Raw genomic sequence first — 20,761 nt, forward strand, 5'->3', positions numbered from 1 at the left:
CGCCTCGTCCCGCCACTCGTTCCCGTCGTACCGGGCGGACTCCCCGCGTGGCGGTGGATCGACGGCCGGTGGTGCTCTACCGTGATCCTTCGCCCCGGCGCCACCGAGGCAGCCGGGCATCGGGCCGACCAGAGGAGTTCGGATGCCGCAGCAGGTCAGAGCGGTCGTGGCCGCCACGCGCGACGCGCCGGTCACCGTCGAGACGATCGTGATCCCCGATCCCGGACCGGGCGAGGTGGTGGTGGACATCGCCGCCTGCGGCGTGTGCCACACGGACCTGCACTACCGCCAGGGCGGCATCAACGACGAGTTCCCGTTCCTCCTCGGCCACGAGGCGGCGGGCACCGTGGAGGCCGTCGGCGAGGGCGTCGAGGACGTCGCCGTCGGGGATTACGTGGTGTTGAACTGGCGTGCGGTCTGCGGGCGGTGCCGTGCATGCAGCCGAGGCCGACCCTGGTACTGCTTCGCGACGCACAACGCCACACAGCGGATGACGCTGACCGACGGCACCCCGCTGTCGCCCGCGTTGGGCATCGGCGCGTTCGCCGACAAGACCCTGGTCCACCAGGGCCAGTGCACCAAGGTCGACCCCAGGGCCGAAGCGGCGGTCGCCGGGCTCCTCGGCTGCGGCGTCATGGCGGGCCTCGGCGCGGCGATCAACACCGGCGAGGTCGGCCGTGGCGACTCGGTCGCGGTCATCGGCTGCGGCGGCGTGGGCGCGGCCGCGGTGGCGGGTGCGCGCCTCGCGGGCGCCGCCAGGATCATCGCCGTGGACCTGGACCCGAAGAAGCTGGAGTGGGCGACAGGCCTGGGCGCGACCGACACCGTGCGGGCCGACCAGGTCGACGTGGTGGCCGCCGTCAAGGAGCTGACCGGCGGCAACGGCGCGGACGTCGTGATCGACGCGGTCGGCGTCCCGCAGACCTTCACCCAGGCGTTCTACGCCCGCGACCTCGCGGGGAAGGTCGTCCTGGTCGGGGTGCCCACCCCCGAGATGACGCTGGAGCTGCCGCTGCTGGACGTGTTCTCGCGGGGCGGCGCGGTCAAGTCCTCCTGGTATGGCGACTGCCTGCCCAGCCGCGACTTCCCGATGCTGGTCGACCTCTACCTCCAGGGCCGACTCGACCTGGCGGCCTTCGTCACCGAGAAGATAGGCTTGGAGGACGTCGAGGACGCCTTCGCCCGGATGCACCAGGGTGACGTGCTCCGCTCGGTGGTGGTGCTCTGATGACCGCGCGGATCGAACACGTCGTCACCTCCGGAGTCTTCAGCCTCGACGGCCAGGACTTCGACGTCGACAACAACGTCTGGCTCATCGGGGACGACGCCGAGATCGTGGTGGTGGATCCGTCACACGACCCGGCGGCCGTCGAGCGTGCGGTGGCGGGGCGTCGCGTGACGGCCGTGGTGTGCACCCACGGGCACAACGACCACGTCAACGGCTCCGTGGCGCTGGGCGCCGCGCTGGACGCCCCCGTGCTGCTCCATCCCGCCGACCGCGAACTCTGGGATCAGACCCACCCCGGTGTCGCGCCCGGCGGCGACCTGACCGACGGACAGGTGCTCACGGTCGCGGGCACCGAACTGCACGTGCTGGCCACACCGGGCCACACCTGGGGCTCGGTCAGCCTGTACGCACCGGCGCTGTCGGCCGTCTTCACCGGCGACACGCTGTTCGAGGGCGGCCCCGGTGCCACCGGCCGGTCGTTCTCCGACTTCCCGACGATCATCGCGTCGATCCGGGATCGGCTGCTGACCCTGCCCGCGGAGACGGTCGTCCACACCGGGCACGGAGACCGCACCACCATCGGCGCCGAGGCGCCCGCGCTGCCCGCGTGGATCGCCAGGGGGCACTGAGCCGCGTCTTCCCGTCGTCCGCGGCCGGTGCCCTCGACCGCGCGGACGCCGGGCCCGGCGGCGGACTCGTGTGACGGGAAAGGACTGGACAGCGGACGCGGGAGCCGGGCAGAGTCCGAATCGGGCCGTGCGCCGCCGAACGTCGCCGAGCACCGGCACGCCGCCCGCACGGCCGGACCGACCAACGAGGTGAGTCGCCATGTCCTCCCACGACGTCATCGTCATCGGTCTCGGCGGCATGGGCGGCGCCGCCGTTCACCGACTCGCCGCCGAGGGCCTGCGGGTGCTGGGCCTGGACCGGTTTCCCGCCGTGCACGACCAGGGCTCCAGCCACGGAGGCTCGCGGATCATCCGGCAGGCCTACTTCGAGGGTGCGGACTACGTGCCGCTGCTGCTGCGTGCCTACGAGCTGTGGGACGAGCTGGAGGCCGAGTCGGGCCTGGAGATCCGGCATCGCACGGGCGGCCTGATGGTCGGGCCCGCCGACAGCCTCGCGGTCGCGGGGAGCCTGCGGAGCGCCGAGGCACACGGACTCGACCACGAGCTGCTCGACGCCGCCGAGATCCGTCGCCGATTCCCCACCATGACCCCCGCCGACTCCGACGTCGCGCTCTACGAGGCGGCGGCGGGCTTCGTCTCGCCCGAGCAGTCGGTGACGGCGAACCTGACCATGGCCCGTCGGCACGGCGCCGAGCTGCGGCACGGTGTGCGGGTGGACTCGTGGACGGCCGACAGCGCGGGCGTGACGGTGCACGCCGACGACGGCGTCCACCGGGCGGAACGCCTGGTGATCTGTCCGGGCGCCTGGGCACCCGATCTGCTGGCGCGGCTGGGACTTCCGCTGGTGGTCGAGCGGATGGTGCAGTTCTGGTTCCGGCCGACCGCCGGCCCCGCGTCGTTCGCCGAGCAGCGGCATCCCATCTTCATCTGGGAGGACGCCGGGCGGCGGCAGGCGTACGCCTTTCCGATGCACGCGGAGTCCGACGGCACGGTGAAGGCGGCCTTCTTCCGAAGCGGGGACAATGCCTGCACGCCGGACACGATCGATCGGCGGGTGGCCGAGGGCGAGGAGGAGGAGCTGCGGCGGTTCCTGTCGACGCGGGTCCCGACGCTGCCCGGACCGCTGGCACGGGCGAAGACCTGCATGTACACCACGACGCCCGACGAGCACTTCGTGATCGGTCCCCATCCGCGTCATGACCGGGTCACGTTGGCCTGCGGCTTCTCCGGGCACGGGTTCAAGTTCGTGCCCGTGGTCGGCGAGATCGTGGCCGACCTCGTCGCGAGGGGGACCACCCGCCACCCGATCGCCATGTTCGACCCGCTCCGGTTCGGCCCTCAGGGCTGAACCGCGTCCGTCCGCGGCGGGGCGGACACGGTCGGCCCGTCGGCCGGACAACGGCGGACCGGGTGCGCGCCCCCGATCTGCCTGCCTCGCCGGTACCGGTGGTTTCGCCCACCACGACGTCGATCACACGGGTCTGACGGCGGACGAATCTCCCCCGAACTGCGAGAGCGGACGAGCGCGCCACCGGAGACGTCGGCGTCTCGGGGCCGGTCCGTTCCGCTGATCGGCCGCACGGCCGCGTGTCGCCGCGCCACACGGCCGTCCGGTCGATCCCGCTCGGGCTCGCAGGCGCGACCGGATGCGCCGCCCCGAGCGCGGACGCGGACGAGAGGAGCAGACGTCGGCGCCCTCGGCCGCGTGGTGACGGGGGACGGCGACGAGGCACGGGTCATGGCGCGGCGGGGGAGAGGACGGGAAGGTACCGGCTGCGCGTCGACGACTCGGCTGCCTCGCGGCTCGGCGCTCGCCGGAGCTTCGGCGGCGGTGTCGGCACGGGCGCCGCGGGGCGTGAGATCGATTCGTCGCGTGCCGTGGGAGCGGCCGACCCGCCCAGGCCGGTGGCGGGAAGTCGATCACCGCCCGGACGCCCCTCCCCGACATCCGGGCGGTGACCCACCCTGCCGCCCCCGGCATCCCCAGGCTGGCGCGTGGACCTCCACTCCAGTGGAAGTTGACTTGGCTCGATCTTCAGGTCAGTTGAGCCGCCGTCAGTGGAAGTCTAGGGTTGAGACAGAGATTTTTTCAACCGGGGTGAAGATGTTGCTCCATTCGTGTTTTTCGTGAGTGGAGACCGGACTGGGGAGTGGTCAGCGTGGCGGTGTCGGACACACAGGGTGAACGGAGCCTGGCCGACAAGCTGAACTACCTGTTCAGCAAGGTTCGCGTCGCGGGCCAGGCCGAATACAGCAATGAACACGTTGCCGCGGCCATCAGGGAGCAGGGCGTCAACATCTCCCAGAGCTACATCTGGGCGCTGCGCAAGGGACGCTCGGACAACCCGACCAAACGGCATCTGGAGGCGCTGGCGAACTTCTTCGGTGTGCCGCCCGCCTACTTCTTCGACGACGCCCACGCCGCCCGTGTCGACGCGCAGCTCGACCTGATCACCGCGCTGCGCGACGCCGACGTTCGGGACGTCGCCCTGCGGACCATGGAGCTGGACGACGACGCCCGGCGGTCGGTGGCCCGCATCGTCGCCGAGATCAGCCAGATTCGGGGATACCGATCCGGCGGAGCCCCCGGCCAGAGCTCCTCCTCGCCCGATGCCTGACGGCTGCCGACAGATGACGGGCGGGCGTGACAAAATCGGGTATGACCTCGACAGGGTGCAGACCATCCCTCCCGTGTGTCTTCGCCTGGCTCGCGGCTGGGCACCGCCGCTGATCAGGGAGGCGATGACCTCGATGCGCTATCAGGAACTGCGGCGGCGTTGCCAGGACCGCGTGCGCAGACTGGACGAGGAGGCGGGCATCCCTCGCCCGTTCGAGCTTCGAGTGTTCCTGGACCGGCTCGCCGAGCATCGCGGCCGCCCGATCCTGTTGCATCCGAGCGAGCACGTCGCGGGCCGCGCCTGCGGACTGTGGCTCGACCTCGGCGACGCCGATGTGATCGCTCATGCCAGGACGACTCCGCTGCACGTATGGCACATCGTCCTGCACGAGGTCGGTCACATGATCTCCGCACACCGCGGCGGACAACTGCTCGACCGCGACTTCCTGCGCAGGCTGGCGCCGGACGTCGACCCGGCCGTGGCGGTGCGGATGATGGGCCGCACCTCCTACTCGGAACTCGAGGAGCAAGAAGCTGAGATGATCGCGTCGCTGATCCTCGAGCGTGCGCGCCATCGAAGCGGGGAGACGGTCGACGACCCCGGCTCTCCGCAGGCCGCCCAGATCGCCGACCGGTTTCGCGACGTGTTCGGCGGCTGAGCGAACACCGGACGTCGAGAGGCCCGACAGGCTCATCCGCCGTTCAGCCAGCTCGGCAAGGAGACCGATCCGCATGGTCACGCTGCTCTTCCTCAGCGTCTCGGCGCTGACCTTCCTGGCCGCCGGATACCGCGCGTACCGGGCGTTACGTTCCGCGGGCGATCGCGCCAACCCGGGCCGCTGGGCCCTGGCGGCCCTGCTCGGCGCCCTCGGCTTCGCCTTCTTCGTCCTCGCCCCCGCGGTGCAGGAGATCGAGGGCAGGCTCTACCCGAACCTGGGCAGGCTGCTGTCCAACACCGCCACCCTGACGGCCGCGCTGGCGGCGTTGGCCCTGGTCCTCTATCTCGCGTACCCGCCCGCGCAGGCGCGAGCGCGTCTGCCACGCCACCTGATCACCTACGGCGTCTCCGTGTCGGCGATGTGGGTGCTGTTCTTCCTCGCCGACATCCCCGAGAGCCGGGGCCTGTTCTCCGAGTACTACGCCGAACAGCCGACGCTGGCCGGGTACGTCCTGGTCTACTCCGCCTACCTCGGCGCGGTGCTCATCGACCTCGGCCGGATGACGCTGCGGTACTCCTCGGCCACCCGAGGCCCGCTGCGGGTCGGCCTGCGGCTGCTCGCCCTCGGCTGTCTCCTCGGCCTGTCCTACATCGCGGAGAAGCTGGTCAGCACGATCCGGCAGACGCTCAACGGACCGGACGACGTCTCGGAGTTCTGCCTCCATCCCTTCGAGAACTTCGGCTGCACCATGGGCGTCGGGATGCCCGCCATCTCGGTGCTGGTGATGCTGTTGGGAATCTCGCTGCCGGTCATCGCCCCCGCGGCCGTGCGTGTTGTGCGGTGGCCACGGGAGTACCGCGTCCACCGTGAGCTCCGACCCCTGTGGACGGCCCTGTACACGGCGGTGCCCGAGATCGCCTTGACCTCGCCGCAGGCCGTGACGGGGAGCTACGCCCGTCGGGACGTCGGGATGCGACTGTATCGCCGGGTCATCGAGATCCGTGACGGAGCGCTCGTCCTGCGCCCCCATCGGGACCCGGCGGTCGAGGCGCTGGCCGAGGAGCGCGCCAGGGCGGCCGGTCTCGATGGCGACGAGCTGGCGGCGACGGTGGAGGCGGTGGGGCTGGCGGCGGCGATCGAGGCCTTACGCCACGGCAGCCCGGCCCGTGACGGCGAGCAGACGGCGGAGCCCGTGGAACGCACGGAGATCGAGCCGGAGCTGCGCAGTGAGGCGGCCTTCCTGAGGCTCGTCTCGCGTGCCTTCGTCTCGTCCCCGCTGATCCCCGAACTCGTGACGCGGGCCGCGGCCGATCGACCTGCGGGCGCGGACGGCTGAGCCCGCGGCGGTCCTCCGTCGTCCCGCGGTGCCCGTGGGACGGCGGCCGGCCGGCCGGTCCGCGGTGCCCGGCGGATGGAGGAGGCCCGGCTGACCGTCGTCTGTTCGGCGGTTCGTGCGGTCGGTCGGTTCGAGCGGCGTGTCGGGTGGAACGGTCTGTCGAGTGGTGCGGCGTGGGAGACCACGCCCTGCCTCCCGCTCGTCCTCAGAGCCGGGCGGCGGCCGGGATGAGACGGGCCCCGATGAGCTCCAGCGGGGCGATCGAGCGGACGTCGGGCACCGTGCCGATCACCCGGGTGATCCCCAGCCCCGCCGCCTCGCCCATGGTGGTGAGCAGCGCGTCGACGTTCTCACCTCGAGGGCCGATGTCGAGGGGGAGGACCAGCGTCTTCTCGATGGAATCGTAGTCGCGGCCCTCCCGTTCACAGTGGGCGCGAAGGACGGCGAGCTCGTGGGCCAGCTTCGGCCCGGGAGCGAGGTTGCAGGCCTGGGCGTACCGGGCGACCAGGCGCAGCGTCTCGCGTTCGCCCGCGCCGCCGACCATGACGGGCGGATGCGGTCGGGACGGCGGCCGCGGCGATCTCAGCGGTCTGCTCAGCCGGAAGTGCGTGCCGAGGAACGGCGACTCCTCCGCGGACCACATGTGTTCGGCGATCCGCAGGGTCTCCTCCAGGTGTTCGAACCGCCGGGCCCGCGGCGGGAAGGGCAGACCGAGCCCGTCCGCCTCCTCCTGGTGCCAGCCCGCGCCGATGCCCAGCTCGGCTCGCCCGCCCGAGAGCACGTCCAGCGCGGTGACCGCCTTGATCAGCACCGCGGGCGGGCGGTAGGTCGCTCCCGTGACCAGGGCCAGGAGCCGCACTCGCGAGGTCTGGGCGGCGAGGAGGCCGAGGGTCGTGTACGCCTCCGGCATCGAGCCCTCCGACGGGCCCGGCTCCCTGTACTGGAAGAAGTGGTCCATCACCGCGATCGAGTGGAAACCGGCCGCCTCGGCGGTGCGGGCGACGGCGGCCAGCTCGGCGCCCGGCCTGCGGGGGCCGTCGGGCCAGGCGGAGTGGTTGATCTGCAGGCCGAGTCTCATGTCGGGGCCTCCTGATGCTCGGACGCGGCGCGACCGCGTGCCCGCCCGAGTCAAACACGGCCCATGCGACCGTGCTGATCGTCCGGCGTCGGCCCTGCGTCCTCGTCGAGTCGTTCCCCACCGACGCCGAAATGCCCCGTCTCCGCTCTGGTGAGAGCGGCGACGAGGCACTCGAGTGTGTGCGGCTCCACGGCCGAGGAGACGGCCGCGGACAGCGTCAGCCGATCTTGACGCCCCGTGCGGTCTGGAAGCGCTCGGTGACGTCCGCCCAGTTGACGATGTTCCAGAACGCCTTGACGTAGTCGGCCTTCACGTTCTGGTACTGCAGGTAGAAGGCGTGCTCCCACATGTCCAGCATCAGCAGCGGGTAGCTGCCTGCCGCCAGGTTGCCCTGGTGGTCGTAGAGCTGCTCGAGCAGCAGCCGCTGACCAAGGGCGTCCCAGGCCAGGATCGACCAGCCGGAGCCCTGGATGCCCAGCGCGTTGGCGGTGAAGTGCGCGCGGAAGGCGTCGAAGGAGCCGAAGGTCTCGTCGATCGCGGCGGCCAGCTCGCCGTCCGGCTTGTCGCCGCCCTCCGGCGAGAGGTTCGGCCAGAACACCGAGTGGTTCACATGGCCCGCGAGATTGAACGCGAGGTTCTTCTGCAGCAGGTTGACGGTGCCGAGCTGGTTCTTCTCCCGAGCCTCCGCCGCCTGGTCCAGCGCGTCGTTGGCGCCCTTGACATAGGTCGCGTGGTGCTTGCTGTGGTGCAGCTCCATGATCTTGCCGGAGATGTGCGGCTCGAGTGCACCGTAGTCGTAGGGCAGGTCCGGAAGGGTGTACGTCACGAGTAGCCACCTCGCATTGGTCTGTGGACGAAGGAACGCAGTGGATCAGCCCTAACGCTAAACCCGAAGTGCCCCCGTCTCACCTCGGGGTACGCGCGAGCCGTTCCGTCTGTGCGGAGGGACACGTGTTCGACCACGAGATGCCGGCCTGCCCGCGGCCGGGGCGGGCGGCGGTGTTCTCGACGTATCGGGCCCGCGTCGGGAGGCGGACGGACGACTGGTCCCTCGTGCACGGTGAACGGCGAACGGGACTTCGGCCCGGCCGACCCGTCCGGCCGCACCACCTGGTCGGTGGACGACTGAACCGGTCCGGTGGGCTAAGGCCGGGGCGTCTCCCAGCCGAACACGAGCGAGACGGTCCACAATCGAAGAACCGGGATCGCCGGCACAACGACGTGTCGTTCATCCCCGATGGAGGTGCCACCGCTATGACCGCTGATACGGCGACGGAATCCGATGCCCGTTCGATCAGCACGCCGTCCAGCACGATCCTGCCCACGGTGCCGTGCAGCGTGGTCTGGAGTCGTGGACATGCCTACGTCCTGGAAGGCGGGCCGGGACAGGCCCGCTGGGTCGGCGTGGACGACCGAGGACGTCCCGTCGTGCTGACCAGTGCCGAGCTCGCCCAGCGCGGGTGGAGTCGTACCTGGTCGTAGGGGCACCACGCACGCCCGCCCTCGGACCGGTGTGACAGGCTAGGAGCCTTGGCGGTGGGTCGGGCGGGTCCGGTGAGAGGGATGCGCCTGCCGTCGTCCAGGTGACGCAGGGGAGGCGTAGTGGGCGGCGATACCGGCATCGCCAGGCGCAGCGGGGCAGAGGCGTTCCTCGGCCCCGAGTTCGGCGACGGCATCTGGAACGCGATCCGCAACGACCGGCTGTTCACCGTGCCCAACCTGCTCAGCCTGCTGAGGCTGGTGGGCGTGCCGCTGTTCCTGTGGCTGCTGCTCGGCCCGCAGTACGACATGCTCGCGCTGCTGGTCCTGGTGTTCAGCGGGATCACCGACTGGCTGGACGGCAAGATCGCCCGTTGGCTCGATCAGTCGAGCGCCCTCGGGGCGCTGCTCGATCCCTCCGTGGACCGGCTCTACATCCTGTCGACGCTCATCGCCTTCATGATCAGAGGGATCGTCCCCTGGTGGCTGGTCGCCGTCCTGGTCGCCAGGGAGATCGTCCTGGTCGCCGCGCTGCTGATGCTCCGGCATCACGGCTTCGGGCCGCCTCAGGTGCACTACCTGGGCAAGGCGGCCACCTTCACCCTGCTCTACGCCTTCCCGCTCCTGCTGCTCGCCGAGGGCGACTCCGCCTTCGCCGCGATCGCGAGTCCCTTCGGCCTGGCGTTCACCGCCTGGGGCTGCCTGCTCTACCTCTGGTCCGGCGCGCTCTATCTCATTCAGTTCGGCGGTGCCGTCCGACGTCTGCGCGGCGCCACACCGGGTGCCGCGGCGGCCTGAGAGACCGGCGGGCGTCGCCACGTCGGGCCGCCTGCGGGATCGGGAGCGATCTCGTCCGGCATCATTTTCGGGGACGGCCGTGTGTGGTCGTGCGGCGGACTTGGCAGGATGGGGCGGACACTCGGAAGGCGGGGCAGTGATGCCGCGGTCGCGCCGCGGAGTGGCGGAAGTAGTCCCTGGCGCGTCACCGTCCGCACACAGTGGACGGTCACGCCGGAGGAGAGTTTCGATCGGAGGCAGGATGTCGTCGGTTCCTCAGGAGCTGCGCTTCACCCAGGACCATGAGTGGCTCGCGTCGGGCGACCAGGACACAGTGCGCATCGGCATCACCGACTATGCGCAGCAGCAGCTCGGCGACGTGGTCTTCGTCCAGCTTCCCCAGGTGGGAGACAACATCTCGCAGGGGGAGACCATCGGCGAGGTCGAGTCCACCAAGAGCGTCTCCGACGTCTTCGCGCCGGTGACCGGCGAGGTGGTGTCGAGGAACGAGGAGCTGGAGGAGAGCCCGGAGCTGGTCAACTCCGACCCGTACGGGGCAGGGTGGATGATCGAGGTACGACTCGCCGACCCGAAGGCGTTCGAGGAGCTTCTCGACGCCGACGGGTACAGCGAGCTGATCGCCGGCCAGGAGTGACGGCGGTCTGTCCTCCTGCCGCCGTCGAGCGACGGCGACGGGGTGCTTCAGCCGCCGTCGACCGACGGCGGACGTCCATGGTGAACAACCTGATCTCGGGAGTCGGGCCACGTGCGCTCTGATCGGCAAGGTAGTTTGAGACGAGCTTGGCATCGTTTATTCAGCAGGAGGAGAGCTCAGGTGAGCACGAACGACGGGCCCGGCGTTCCGCCGGAGCGGTCCCCGGAACAGACCTCCGTCTTCCGGGCCGACTTCCTCAGTGAGGTCGAGAACCCCGAGCACGCCGCACCGGAGCCCGCGGTCTCCGGCATCGACGCGCTTCCCTCCGGGTCGGCACTGCTCGTCGTCAAGCGGGGACCCAACGCGGGCTCCCGGTTCCTGCTCGACCGGGAGACGACCAGCGCGGGCAGGCACCCGGACAGCGACATCTTCCTCGATGACGTCACGGTGTCGCGGCGACACGCGGAGTTCCGCCGCGAAGGCGGCGAGTTCGTCGTCGTCGACGTGGGCAGCCTGAACGGCACCTACGTCAATCGCGAACCGGTGGACACGGCGGTGCTCGCCAGCGGCGACGAGGTGCAGATCGGCAAGTTCCGACTGGTGTTCCTGTCCGGCGTGTCCGGGGGTCAGGAACCACGGTGACCGCGGCCGGGCGGTCCGAGCGCGGTGCGCTCAGCATCGGCATGGTGCTCTCGCAGCTTCGTGCCGACTTCCCTGAGGTGACCATCTCGAAGATTCGATTCCTCGAATCCGAGGGCCTCGTCCGCCCGGCACGTACCCAGGCCGGTTACCGACAGTTCAGCGAACGGGACGTCGACAGACTCCGGTTCGTCCTCAGTGCGCAGCGGGACCACTACCTGCCGCTCAAAGTGATCAAGGAACAGCTGGTGGCTGCCGACCGAGGTGTCGAGCTGGCCCTGCCGGAGGCGGGGCCCACGCCCAAGGGCGTCGCGGGTCATGGACTGCCGAGAGCCTCGGACTTCGCGAGTGGTGGCGAGATGCGGTTGACCAGGGAGGAGATGCTGGCGGCCGCGGGCATCACTCCGGCTCTGCTCACGGAGATGGAGCAGTACGGGCTCGTCCGGCCCGGCCAGGCGGGGTTCTACGATCCGGACGCGGTGGAGATCGCACGCACGGTTCGCGCGGTCACTGCCTTCGGCATCGAACCCCGCCATCTCCGCGCCCTGCGCAGTTCGGCGGACCGACAGGTCGACCTGCTCGACCAGGCGGTGACGCCGATCGCTCGGCAGCGCGATCCCGACGCGGGCGCGCGGGCCGAGGAGATGCTGCGTGAGCTGGCGGCCCTGTCGGTCAGGCTGCACGCACTCCTGGTCAAGACCGGATTGCGTGATGTGATCGGACGATGAACTCGGTCGTGGGCCGCTATCGGTCCGCTCCGCGTTCGCCGAGAATGAGAAGCGTATTGCGCTCATCGCGGGTAGCGTCGAAGACGACGGCAGGCGATCCTCGATGGTGTGACGTCGTGGTGTGGTTCGCGGGAGGAGGCAAGACCCGATGAGCAGTGAGATGCGCGTCGTGGGCGTACGGGTGGAACTGCCCGCAAACCAACCCATTCTGCTACTGCGTGAGACCGAAGGCGAGCGGTACCTGCCGATCTGGATCGGATCGGTCGAGGCCACGGCCATCGCGCTGGAGCAGCAGGGCGTCCGGCCGCCACGGCCCCTGACACACGACCTCCTCAAGGACGTCATCGGCGCCCTCGGCAGGGACCTGGAACAGGTGCGGATCACCGATCTGCAGGAGGGCACCTTCTTCGCCGAGCTGGTGTTCGACGGTGACGTCCGGGTCTCGGCGCGGCCGAGTGACTCGGTGGCGCTGGCGCTGCGCATCGGGGTGCCGATCCATGCCGACGAGTCGGTGCTCGCCGAGGCAGGTCTGATCATCCCGGACGAGCAGGAGGACGAGGTCGAGAAGTTCCGCGAATTCCTCGACTCGGTCTCTCCCGAGGACTTCCGAGGCGCGGACACCTGAGCGGGCCCGGACGTCGTCCGACCGCCTCCCGACGGCTCCACACCGCCGGCCCCGCCCGCCTCGGCCCGTACGGGCCGCCTCGTCGACCCGTGTGGCACGCAGGGCGTCGTCCCGCCTATACCATGCTCGCGCCGCGCAGGCCGTCGTGCTCGGCGGGCGATCCGCGTCGGCAGCGGCTCTGTCGAACACCGCCCGCCGGGGCGAGCAGCATGCGGGCGATCGGGTGCGACGTCGCGGTCGTGGGCGCCGTGTCGCTCGGATGCCGTCCGCGCCGAGCCTGGTGGGCACGCCGGCTCCCCCCGATCGGCCGCGGCAGCGCGTCGCGCGTCGGCCGGCGGCCCCGCGCGTCGCGTTGACCTGGCCTCACCTCGGTCTTACGGTCGTGGTCAGACGGATGTCACCTGGAGCACCACTCCAGGTCATCATGGCGGTCTCGGGACGCGCAGGCGATCATGAGGCGCATCGTCGTCGGCCTGTGACGGCCGCACGAGAGGAGGCAGGCGTGACTGAGGATTCGCCGGTCCGGTCGACCTCCGGTGAACAGGGCGAGTTGTTTCCCGACGTCTCGCTGCCGGACGAACTGGTCGGCTATCGCGGGGCGGCGGCCTGTCAGATCGCGGGCATCACGTACCGGCAGCTCGACTACTGGGCGCGAACCGGCCTCGTCGGCCCGTCCATCCGCAGCGCCCACGGCTCCGGGACCCAACGGCTGTACTCCTTCAAGGACATCCTGGTGTTGAAGGTGGTCAAGCGACTGCTCGACACCGGGGTCTCCTTGCAGAACATCCGGGTCGCGGTCGAGCATCTGCGGCGTCGGGGGGTGCCGGACCTGGCGAGGATCACGTTGTTCAGCGACGGGACCACCGTCTACGAGTGCACCTCCCCGGAAGAGGTGGTCGACCTGTTGCAGGGCGGCCAGGGCGTCTTCGGTATCGCGGTGAGCGGCGCGATGCGGGAGATCAGCGGGACCATTCATGAGTTTCCCGCCGAACGGGCCGACGGCGTGATGACCTTCGAGTCGGACGAGGACGAGCTCGCCAGGCGGCGCCGGGACCGGCGCACCGGCTGAGCTCTGGGTTCGGCACGGTCCGGCGGGGTAGCCTCTGCACGTAGTCGTCAGGGTCGCGTCCCGGGGGTCTCGACTGATTCCCCAGCGTGACCCGAAGCTCGTGCGGGAGAGTCCGCATCACCCGTACGGGTGGTTCGGCGCCGAAGGAGCAACTCCTCCCCGGAACCTCTCAGGCAGCAGGGACCGCACGGGACAGACGCCTCTGGAAAGCGGGTATGCGAGGCGGGACACGGTCGCTGCGGCCGGACCCGGCCGTGCTGCCCCGCCGACGGTGCAAGTCCGGCGCAGGCCGAGTCGGACGAAGCTCTCAGGCGCCCGTGGTCCTCGGCAGAGGACCCGCCTCGGGTGAGGACAGAGGGGGAGGACGGACACCACCTCGCACCGTTCGCGGTGGGAGGCCATCGCCCCCGAGTCCCGAGGTTCGGCCATGACGATCTCCGCACACCCGCCCCGCGCCCGCGCCGGTGCCCCCCTGACCGCCCTCGAACAGGGCACGCCCTTCACCGAGCGGCACATCGGACCCCGATCCGACGAGCTGGCCAGGATGCTGGCGGTCGTCGGCGTCGACTCGCTGGAGGACCTGGCCGACCGCGCCGTCCCCTCGGCCATCCGCGACGAGGCGGCCTCCTCGGCGCTGCCGGCGGCCGCCGGCGAGACCGTCGCGCTCCGTGAACTGAGAGACCGTGCTTCGTTGAACCGGGTGTACACCCAGATGATCGGGCTCGGCTATCACGGCACCGTGACGCCGCCCGTGATCCGCCGCAACGTGCTGGAGAGCCCGGCCTGGTACACCGCCTACACGCCGTACCAGCCGGAGATCTCGCAGGGCAGGCTCGAAGCGCTGCTGAACTTCCAGACCATGGTCTCCGACCTGGCCGGGCTTCCGGTGGCGAACGCCTCGATGCTCGACGAGGCGACCTCGGCGGCCGAGGCGATGACCCTGATCCGCCGGGCAGGCAGGTCCCGCTCGTCGCGTTTCGTGGTCGACGCCGACACCCTGCCGCAGACCCTCGCCGTCCTGCGGACCAGGGCCGAGCCGCTGGGCATCGAGATCGTCGAGGCCGATCTCAGCTCCGGCGCCCTGCCCGACGGCGATCTCTTCGGCCTCCTGCTGTCCTATCCCGGTGCCTCCGGGCACGTCGGCGACCAGGAGTCCGTGATCGCCGAGGCACATCGCCGGGGAGCCATGACCGTGGTGGCCGCCGATCTGCTCAGCCTGGTGCTGCTGCGTTCGCCGGGTTCCCTCGGCGCCGACGCGGTGGTCGGCACCGCGCAGCGATTCGGCTTCCCACCGTGTCTGGGCGGACCGCACGCCGGCTACCTGGTGGTCCGCAAGGGCCTGGAACGGCAGCTGCCGGGCAGGCTGGTCGGTGTGAGCGTCGACAGCGACGGCGCGCCCGCCTACCGGCTGGCCCTGCAGACCCGAGAGCAGCACATCCGCCGCGAGAAGGCCACCAGCAACATCTGCACGGCCCAGGTGCTGCCCGCCGTGGTGTCGGGGATGTACGCCGTCTACCACGGCCCGGAGGGGCTGCGGCGGATCGCCGAACGGGCTCATCGGATGGCGGCGGTGCTCGCCGCGGGCCTGCGTGGCGGCGGCCGTGACCTCGTCCACGACGCCTTCTTCGACACGCTGTGCGTGCGCGTTCCCGGCCGGGCGGACCAGGTGATCGCCGCCGCCCGCGATCTCGGGGTGAACCTGCGGCGCGTCGACGCCGACCAGGTGGGCGTCTCCTGCTCGGAGACGACGACGACGGCACATCTCGACGCGGTGTGGCGGGCCTTCGGCGTGGACCCCGACGCGATCTCGGTGGCCGAGCTGGACGCGGCGACGCCCGACGCGCTGCCGGAAGGGCTGCGTCGGACCGAGGACCTCCTCACCCACCCGGTCTTTCATCGGCACCGCTCGGAGACGGCGCTGCTGCGGTACCTCCGATCGCTGTCCGACAAGGACGTCGCGCTGGACCGCAGCATGATCCCGCTGGGCTCCTGCACCATGAAGCTGAACGCCACGGCCGAGATGGAGCCCATCACCTGGCCGGAGTTCGCCGAGCTGCACCCCTTCGCGCCGGCGGAGGACGCGGCGGGCCTGCTGTCGATCGTCGGCGACCTGGAGCGCTGGCTGGCCGAGATCACCGGATACGACGCGGTCAGCATGCAGCCCAACGCGGGCAGCCAGGGCGAGTTCGCGGGCCTGCTGGCCATCCGCGCCTACCACCTCGACCGGGGCGAGGCTCGGCGCGACGTGTGTCTGATCCCGGCCAGCGCGCACGGCACCAACGCCGCGAGCGCGGTGATGGCGGGCATGCGGGTGGTCGTCGTCGCCTGTGACGACGCGGGCAACGTCGACCTGGACAGCCTGCGGGCGCTGGTGGCGGAGCACCGCGACGATCTGGCCGCCATCATGATCACCTACCCGTCCACCCACGGCGTGTACGAGGACACGGTGCGTGAGGTGTGCGCGCTGGTGCACGACGCAGGCGGTCAGGTGTACGTGGACGGGGCGAATCTCAACGCGCTGATCGGACTGGCCCGGCCGGGCCGATTCGGCGCCGACGTCTCCCACCTCAATCTGCACAAGACCTTCTGCATCCCACATGGCGGCGGCGGCCCCGGCGTCGGCCCCGTCGGGGTGCGGGAGCATCTCGCGCGCTTCCTGCCCGGCCATCCGCTCGCCCCCTCGGCCGGGCCGGCGGCGGCGGTCGTCGGGCCGGTGAGCGCGGCGCCGTGGGGCAGCGCGGCGATCCTGCCCATCTCCTGGGCATACGTGCGGATGATGGGCGCGGCCGGACTCCGGCAGGCCACGCTGACCGCCGTCGCCGCGGCGAACTACGTGGCGCGGCGGCTGGCCGAGTACTACCCGGTCCTCTACACCGGCCAGGGCGGCTTCGTCGCCCACGAGTGCATCCTGGATCTGCGCGGCCTCACCAAGGCCACCGGTGTCACGGTCGACGACGTGGCCAAGCGACTCGCCGACTACGGACTGCACGCTCCGACGATGTCCTTCCCGGTGCCCGGCACGCTGATGGTCGAGCCGACCGAGAGCGAGAACCTCGCGGAGCTGGACCGCTTCTGCGACGCGATGATCGCCATCCGTGCCGAGATCGACCGAGTCGGCTCCGGGGAGTGGCCCGCCGAGGACAACCCGCTGCGCAACGCCCCGCACACGGCGGAATGCCTGACCGGCGAGTGGCCGCACCCCTACGACCGCGAGACGGCGGTGTATCCGGCGGGGCACGCGAGCCCCAAGATCTGGCCGCCCGTGCGGCGGATCGACGGCGCTCGAGGCGATCGCAACCTGGTGTGCTCCTGCCCGCCGCTGGAGGCCTACCAGGGCTGAGCGGCCGGGCCGCCCGGCGCTCGGGCCGTGGGAGCGGCTCGGGTCGTCGGGTGGCTCGGATCGTCGGGCCGAGACCGTCGAGGAGGGGAGCCGCCGGGCCGGGAGTCGGAGCGCCGGGTCGCCGAGCGGGGCGGGACCGGATCGACGGCCGGCCGGGCGCATGCCGCCCGCGTCGTCTGGTGCCCACCGTCCGCGGCGAACCTGGTCCGGCCCGCCGCGCGGCGGCTCATGCTCGCGGACTCGGTGTGTCGAGGCGTCGATGACCGGTTTCTCCCCGTAGCGGCCCCACAGCCGCGAGACGCGACAGCCGCATCACGAGCCGACGCGTGGCGCCGGTGCCGACGGCGGGGACCGGCGCTCGCGGCGGCGGGCGAGATCCGGTGCCGGGGGCGAAAGCAGGCGCGTCGGCGCCGGTTAGGCTGTCAGGATCACAGCACCGTGTGCTCGGCGGCGTCCGACCCAGGGGCGGCCGCGGCGGCGGTGACTCGAATCCGGCGATGGAGCTTTGAAGAGATGCACGACCCGCGCGTTCTGCTCGATCCGGCCACCGATGCCGTGCGCAAGCTCGCACGACGTGGCTACCAGCTTGACCTGACGCGACTGGAGACGCTTCTCTCCGCCCGGAACTCCGCCATTCAACGCGCCGACGAGGCCCGCGCCGAGTCGAAGAAGGTCGCCGCCTCGGTCGGCCAGGCGGCTAAGCGCGGCGAGGACATCACCGCGCTGCGGGAGCACGCCAAAGGGCTCAAGGGCAGCATCGCCGAGGCCGAGGAGGAGCACCAGCGTCTCGACGCCGAGCTGACCGAGCTGATGCTGGGCATCCCCAACCTGCCGGACGACCGTCTGCCCGACGGCGCCACCGACGAGTTCGCCGAGCTGATCAGCACCTGGGGCGAGCGGCCGAGCTTCGACTTCGAGCCCGCCGATCACGTCGACGTCGGCGAGCGACTCGGCATCTTCGACTTCCCGAGGGCGACCAAGCTGGCGGGCCCGCGTTTCGTGGTGCTCAAGGGCGTGGGCGCTCGGCTGGAGCGCGCGCTGGCGAACTTCTTCCTCACGCTGCACACCGAGGAGCAGGGCTACACCGAGTTCGGCCTGCCCGCGCTGGCCAATCGGGCCGCCCTGACCGGCAGCGGACAGCTGCCGAAGTTCCAGGACGACCTCTTCGCCACCGGGGTCGCCGATCGGGAGCTCTTCCTGGTGCCGACCGCCGAGGTCCCCCTGCTCAATCTGCACGCCGACGAGATCCTCGCCACCGAGGAGCTGCCGTTCGCCTACACGGCGCAGACCCCGTGCTTCCGGTCGGAGGCGGGCTCCTACGGTCGGGACACCCGAGGCCTCATCCGGATGCACCAGTTCTCCAAGGTCGAGCTGGTGCGCTTCTGCGAGCCGGAGGAGTCGGACGCGCAGCTTCGGCTGATGCTCTCCCACGCCGAGGAGTGCCTGCGCCGACTCGGACTCGCCTACCGGGTGGTCGCGCTGCCCGCGGGTGACATCGGCTTCTCGGCGCAGTTCACCTACGACATCGAGGTGTGGCTGCCGAGCCAGGATCGGTATCGCGAGATCTCCAGCGTGTCGGACTGCGGAGTCTTCCAGTCTCGCCGCGCGGGCATCCGCACGAGGACCAAGGACGGCAGGCGAGGGCTGGCGGCCACGCTGAACGGCTCCGGCCTGGCCGTGGGGCGGACCATGGTGGCGATCCTGGAGCAGAATCAGCAGGCGGACGGCTCGGTGCGTGTGCCGGAGGCGCTGGTGCCCTTCCTCGGCACGGACGTCCTGCGGCCCTGACGAGGCGGCTCTCGCGGTCTGACCTGCCAACCGGTGCCGAGGACGGGACCGGCCCGCGTGGCGGCCGCCGATCGTCTGGTCGGAGGCGGACCGGTCCCGCCATGTGAACGGTCGTTCTCGCTACGGTCGGGATGAATCGGGAATAGTCCGTCTCCGCCTTGAAGTTGATCTGTGCACGGCACGGAGCGTGTCGACTGGGGTGTGGGAAAGGAGACGACACATGTCGTTCGTCATGACCATCGAGGAGCGCGAGGCCTTCCTGGCCGGAGTTCACGTCGGGGTGCTCGCGGTGGGCAGGGACGGTCGTGCCCCGCTGGCGGTCCCCGTCTGGTACTCCTACGAGCCAGGGGGCGAGGTCCTGATCTGGATGGAGCGCGGCTCGGTGAAGGACAAGGCCATTCGCGCGGCGGGCCGGTTCAGTCTGGCCGTCCAGACCGAGACCGCGCCGTACAAGTACGTGACGGCCGAAGGTCCGCTCGTGGCCAACGACGAGATGCCCACCCGTGAGCAGGCCGACGCGATCGCGCGGCGGTATCTGCCCGCCGATGAGGTGGCAGGCTACGTGGACGCCGCGCTGAACGAGCGGACGATCCTGGTGCGGATGCGGCCGGAGAAGTGGCTGAGCAACGATCAAGGCAAGACCGAGGACGCGGGATAGGCGTCGCTGCGGATCGACCGGATCGGACCGGCGGCGGCGATGCGGTGCACGCGACGTGCGGAGCGGCGGTGTCTCAGCCGTGATGTCGGCGCGAGACGGCGATGGTTCGAGCCCGCTGCTCGATGCCCTCGGCGTGAGCGGCCGCGGGCGTACGGGACCGGAGGGGAGTCGCAGGCGCGACGGCGGGCCGTGCCTGCGGCGGTGCGGCCCGCGACGCGCGACGGCGTCCGGTACTGCCTCGGTCGGGCGCGGCGGGTCAGCGCTCGGCCTGGCCGTGCCAGGACTCGACGAGTTCTCGGCTGGTGGGACCGTCAGCCGAGGTCAGGTTCGTGTCCGGCGTGCTCCAGCGGATTCCGGGCGCCGGGTTCGGGTAGTACATCACCGCCGTCACGCGGAAGCCTGCCTCGGCGAGGCCGCGCTGCTGGTCGCGGTGCCGCAGGAACTCGCCGAACTGCTGGGTCGCCCTGCTCATGGTGGTGTCCCGCTCACCGCCGTTGATCGCGACCAGGGGATATTCGACGCGCGGGTTGGCACCGCCGGGCATGTAGCCCGCGATCGGGGTCTTGGGGGCCGGGTCGCCGTCCAGCCCCAGGTTGCGACGGTAGAGGTCGACCTCGGTGACCGGTACGGCATGGAAACCCTCGAGACCGGGATCGGACGTCCGCCCCAGCGTGGTCAGCGCCTCCCTGGTGGTCGCGGGGACCTCGAGCGGCTCGTTGCTCCACAGACTGCCCAGCGTGTCCTGCGCGCCCTGCTCCGCGAGCGCCTCCGAGGTCATCGGCCCGGTGGCGTCGGCGGGCGCCAGCAGCCCTTCCAGGGCCAGCCCGCTCGCGGGGTTCGTCGCCGGGTCGGGCAGCACCAGCAGGAAGCGGCCCCAGTCGGCCTGCTCGAAGCGGCTCCATCCCGCGGGCTCGGCGACCAGCGAGGGGATCTCCGACCAGCTCACTCCGCCGTGCAGTCGCACGGCATGGGCGGCCGACTCGGACATCCCGAGCAGGACGGGACTCGTGGCCAGCACGAGCGGCTGGGAGCCGATCAGCTCGCCGCGCTGTTCGGAGAGCCGTTGGACCCAGCGCAGTGAATCGGGCACCCAGGCGTCGGGGCGAGGGCCGTTCTCCGTCTCGTCCCATTCCCCGATGAGCCCGGCGAGCACGTCGGCGGAGCGATGCGTGGTCACCTCGACGCGGATGCAGTGGTCCTGCACGACAGGCCGCGTCGCGCTCCATTCCTGCGCCGACTCGATGAGCGGGGCGGCCATCGCGTCCTCGGCGGCGATCCGCAGGGTGTGGTCGCCCTGCGGACAGCTCGCCGCCTCGGCGTCGGCACGCCGGTCGACCATCGCACCCAGGGAGGACCAGCCGACGTATCCGAGTGTCGAGATCAGGAGAACCGCGATGACCGCGAGGGGCCATCCGGCCACTCGACGGAGTCTGACTCCCGAGTCACGATGTCGAGC

Annotated in this window: 19 protein-coding genes and 1 riboswitch; of the genes, 16 read left to right on the top strand and 3 right to left on the bottom strand. The window is 71.0% G+C overall.

The annotated features are described in order from the left end of the window. Positions 1 to 142: 142 nt before the first annotated feature. The 6 genes from AHOG_RS10665 (at position 143) to AHOG_RS10690 (ending at position 6,469) form a co-directional block, all read left to right on the top strand. Positions 143 to 1,228 (top strand): S-(hydroxymethyl)mycothiol dehydrogenase, encoded by a 1,086-nt coding sequence (locus AHOG_RS10665; protein WP_093941227.1) that lies wholly within the window; start codon positions 143 to 145, stop codon positions 1,226 to 1,228. Next, a complete protein-coding gene (locus AHOG_RS10670) occupies positions 1,228 to 1,857 on the top strand; it encodes an MBL fold metallo-hydrolase (protein WP_093941228.1) in 630 nt (209 codons plus the stop codon). Before AHOG_RS10665 ends, AHOG_RS10670 begins: the two co-directional genes overlap by 1 nt. A 199-nt stretch (positions 1,858 to 2,056) precedes the next feature. Continuing rightward, positions 2,057 to 3,205, top strand: a complete 1,149-nt coding sequence (solA, locus tag AHOG_RS10675; protein WP_093941229.1) for an N-methyl-L-tryptophan oxidase — start codon at positions 2,057 to 2,059, stop codon at positions 3,203 to 3,205. 811 nt (positions 3,206 to 4,016) lie between these two features. Next, positions 4,017 to 4,475, top strand: coding sequence for a helix-turn-helix domain-containing protein (locus tag AHOG_RS10680; RefSeq protein ID WP_245856686.1), 459 nt, complete (start codon positions 4,017 to 4,019; stop codon positions 4,473 to 4,475). Beyond that, a complete protein-coding gene (locus AHOG_RS10685) occupies positions 4,468 to 5,133 on the top strand; it encodes a hypothetical protein (protein ID WP_169725841.1) in 666 nt (221 codons plus the stop codon). Before AHOG_RS10680 ends, AHOG_RS10685 begins: the two co-directional genes overlap by 8 nt. A 73-nt stretch (positions 5,134 to 5,206) precedes the next feature. Next, the gene (locus AHOG_RS10690) at positions 5,207 to 6,469 is read left to right on the top strand and encodes an MAB_1171c family putative transporter (RefSeq protein WP_093941231.1); all 1,263 of its coding nucleotides are present in this window, start codon (positions 5,207 to 5,209) and stop codon (positions 6,467 to 6,469) included. A gap of 205 nt (positions 6,470 to 6,674) precedes the next feature. On the opposite strand, the gene AHOG_RS10695 is transcribed toward AHOG_RS10690, so the two are convergent. Both AHOG_RS10695 and AHOG_RS10700 read right to left on the bottom strand, forming a co-directional pair. After that, on the bottom strand, positions 6,675 to 7,547 hold the full coding sequence (locus AHOG_RS10695) for a TIGR03560 family F420-dependent LLM class oxidoreductase (protein WP_093941232.1): 873 nt from the start codon (positions 7,545 to 7,547) through the stop codon (positions 6,675 to 6,677). A 217-nt stretch (positions 7,548 to 7,764) separates the two neighbouring features. After that, entirely contained in the window at positions 7,765 to 8,373 is a 609-nt protein-coding gene (locus tag AHOG_RS10700) for a superoxide dismutase (RefSeq protein ID WP_093941233.1), read from the bottom strand. Between the two features lie 428 nt (positions 8,374 to 8,801). Between AHOG_RS10700 and AHOG_RS10705 the strand changes: the two genes are divergently transcribed. The 10 genes from AHOG_RS10705 to AHOG_RS10750 all read left to right on the top strand — a co-directional run bounded on the left by AHOG_RS10705 (position 8,802) and on the right by AHOG_RS10750 (position 19,305). Continuing rightward, a complete protein-coding gene (locus AHOG_RS10705) occupies positions 8,802 to 9,029 on the top strand; it encodes a hypothetical protein (protein WP_093941234.1) in 228 nt (75 codons plus the stop codon). A 192-nt stretch (positions 9,030 to 9,221) separates the two neighbouring features. Further along, the gene (gene clsA / locus AHOG_RS10710; RefSeq protein WP_093944344.1) at positions 9,222 to 9,824 is read left to right on the top strand and encodes a cardiolipin synthase ClsA; all 603 of its coding nucleotides are present in this window, start codon (positions 9,222 to 9,224) and stop codon (positions 9,822 to 9,824) included. A 241-nt stretch (positions 9,825 to 10,065) separates the two neighbouring features. Further along, entirely contained in the window at positions 10,066 to 10,458 is a 393-nt protein-coding gene (gene gcvH, locus AHOG_RS10715; protein ID WP_093941235.1) for a glycine cleavage system protein GcvH, read from the top strand. Between the two features lie 180 nt (positions 10,459 to 10,638). After that, entirely contained in the window at positions 10,639 to 11,100 is a 462-nt protein-coding gene (garA, locus tag AHOG_RS10720) for a glycogen accumulation regulator GarA (RefSeq protein WP_075740241.1), read from the top strand. Then, the gene (gene ftsR, locus AHOG_RS10725) at positions 11,097 to 11,825 is read left to right on the top strand and encodes a transcriptional regulator FtsR (RefSeq protein WP_169725842.1); all 729 of its coding nucleotides are present in this window, start codon (positions 11,097 to 11,099) and stop codon (positions 11,823 to 11,825) included. Before garA ends, ftsR begins: the two co-directional genes overlap by 4 nt. A 148-nt stretch (positions 11,826 to 11,973) precedes the next feature. Then, on the top strand, positions 11,974 to 12,450 hold the full coding sequence (locus AHOG_RS10730; protein WP_093941236.1) for a bifunctional nuclease family protein: 477 nt from the start codon (positions 11,974 to 11,976) through the stop codon (positions 12,448 to 12,450). Between the two features lie 502 nt (positions 12,451 to 12,952). Further along, positions 12,953 to 13,519, top strand: a complete 567-nt coding sequence (locus AHOG_RS10735) for a MerR family transcriptional regulator (RefSeq protein ID WP_169725843.1) — start codon at positions 12,953 to 12,955, stop codon at positions 13,517 to 13,519. Positions 13,520 to 13,612: 93 nt separating this feature from the next. Further along, a riboswitch (glycine riboswitch) is annotated at positions 13,613 to 13,715 on the top strand. A 231-nt stretch (positions 13,716 to 13,946) separates the two neighbouring features. Further along, the gene (gene gcvP, locus AHOG_RS10740) at positions 13,947 to 16,859 is read left to right on the top strand and encodes an aminomethyl-transferring glycine dehydrogenase (RefSeq protein WP_093941238.1); all 2,913 of its coding nucleotides are present in this window, start codon (positions 13,947 to 13,949) and stop codon (positions 16,857 to 16,859) included. 513 nt (positions 16,860 to 17,372) lie between these two features. Next, positions 17,373 to 18,647: a serine--tRNA ligase gene (gene serS, locus AHOG_RS10745; RefSeq protein WP_093941239.1), complete on the top strand. Its 1,275-nt coding sequence runs from the start codon at positions 17,373 to 17,375 to the stop codon at positions 18,645 to 18,647. Between the two features lie 220 nt (positions 18,648 to 18,867). Next, a complete protein-coding gene (locus AHOG_RS10750; protein ID WP_093941240.1) occupies positions 18,868 to 19,305 on the top strand; it encodes a pyridoxamine 5'-phosphate oxidase family protein in 438 nt (145 codons plus the stop codon). A 256-nt stretch (positions 19,306 to 19,561) separates the two neighbouring features. On the opposite strand, the gene AHOG_RS10755 is transcribed toward AHOG_RS10750, so the two are convergent. Continuing rightward, positions 19,562 to 20,725, bottom strand: a complete 1,164-nt coding sequence (locus tag AHOG_RS10755) for a substrate-binding domain-containing protein (RefSeq protein WP_157736759.1) — start codon at positions 20,723 to 20,725, stop codon at positions 19,562 to 19,564. Between the last annotated feature and the right edge of the window lie 36 nt (positions 20,726 to 20,761).

This window comes from Actinoalloteichus hoggarensis (assembly GCF_002234535.1).
GTDB lineage: Bacteria > Actinomycetota > Actinomycetes > Mycobacteriales > Pseudonocardiaceae > Actinoalloteichus_A > Actinoalloteichus_A hoggarensis.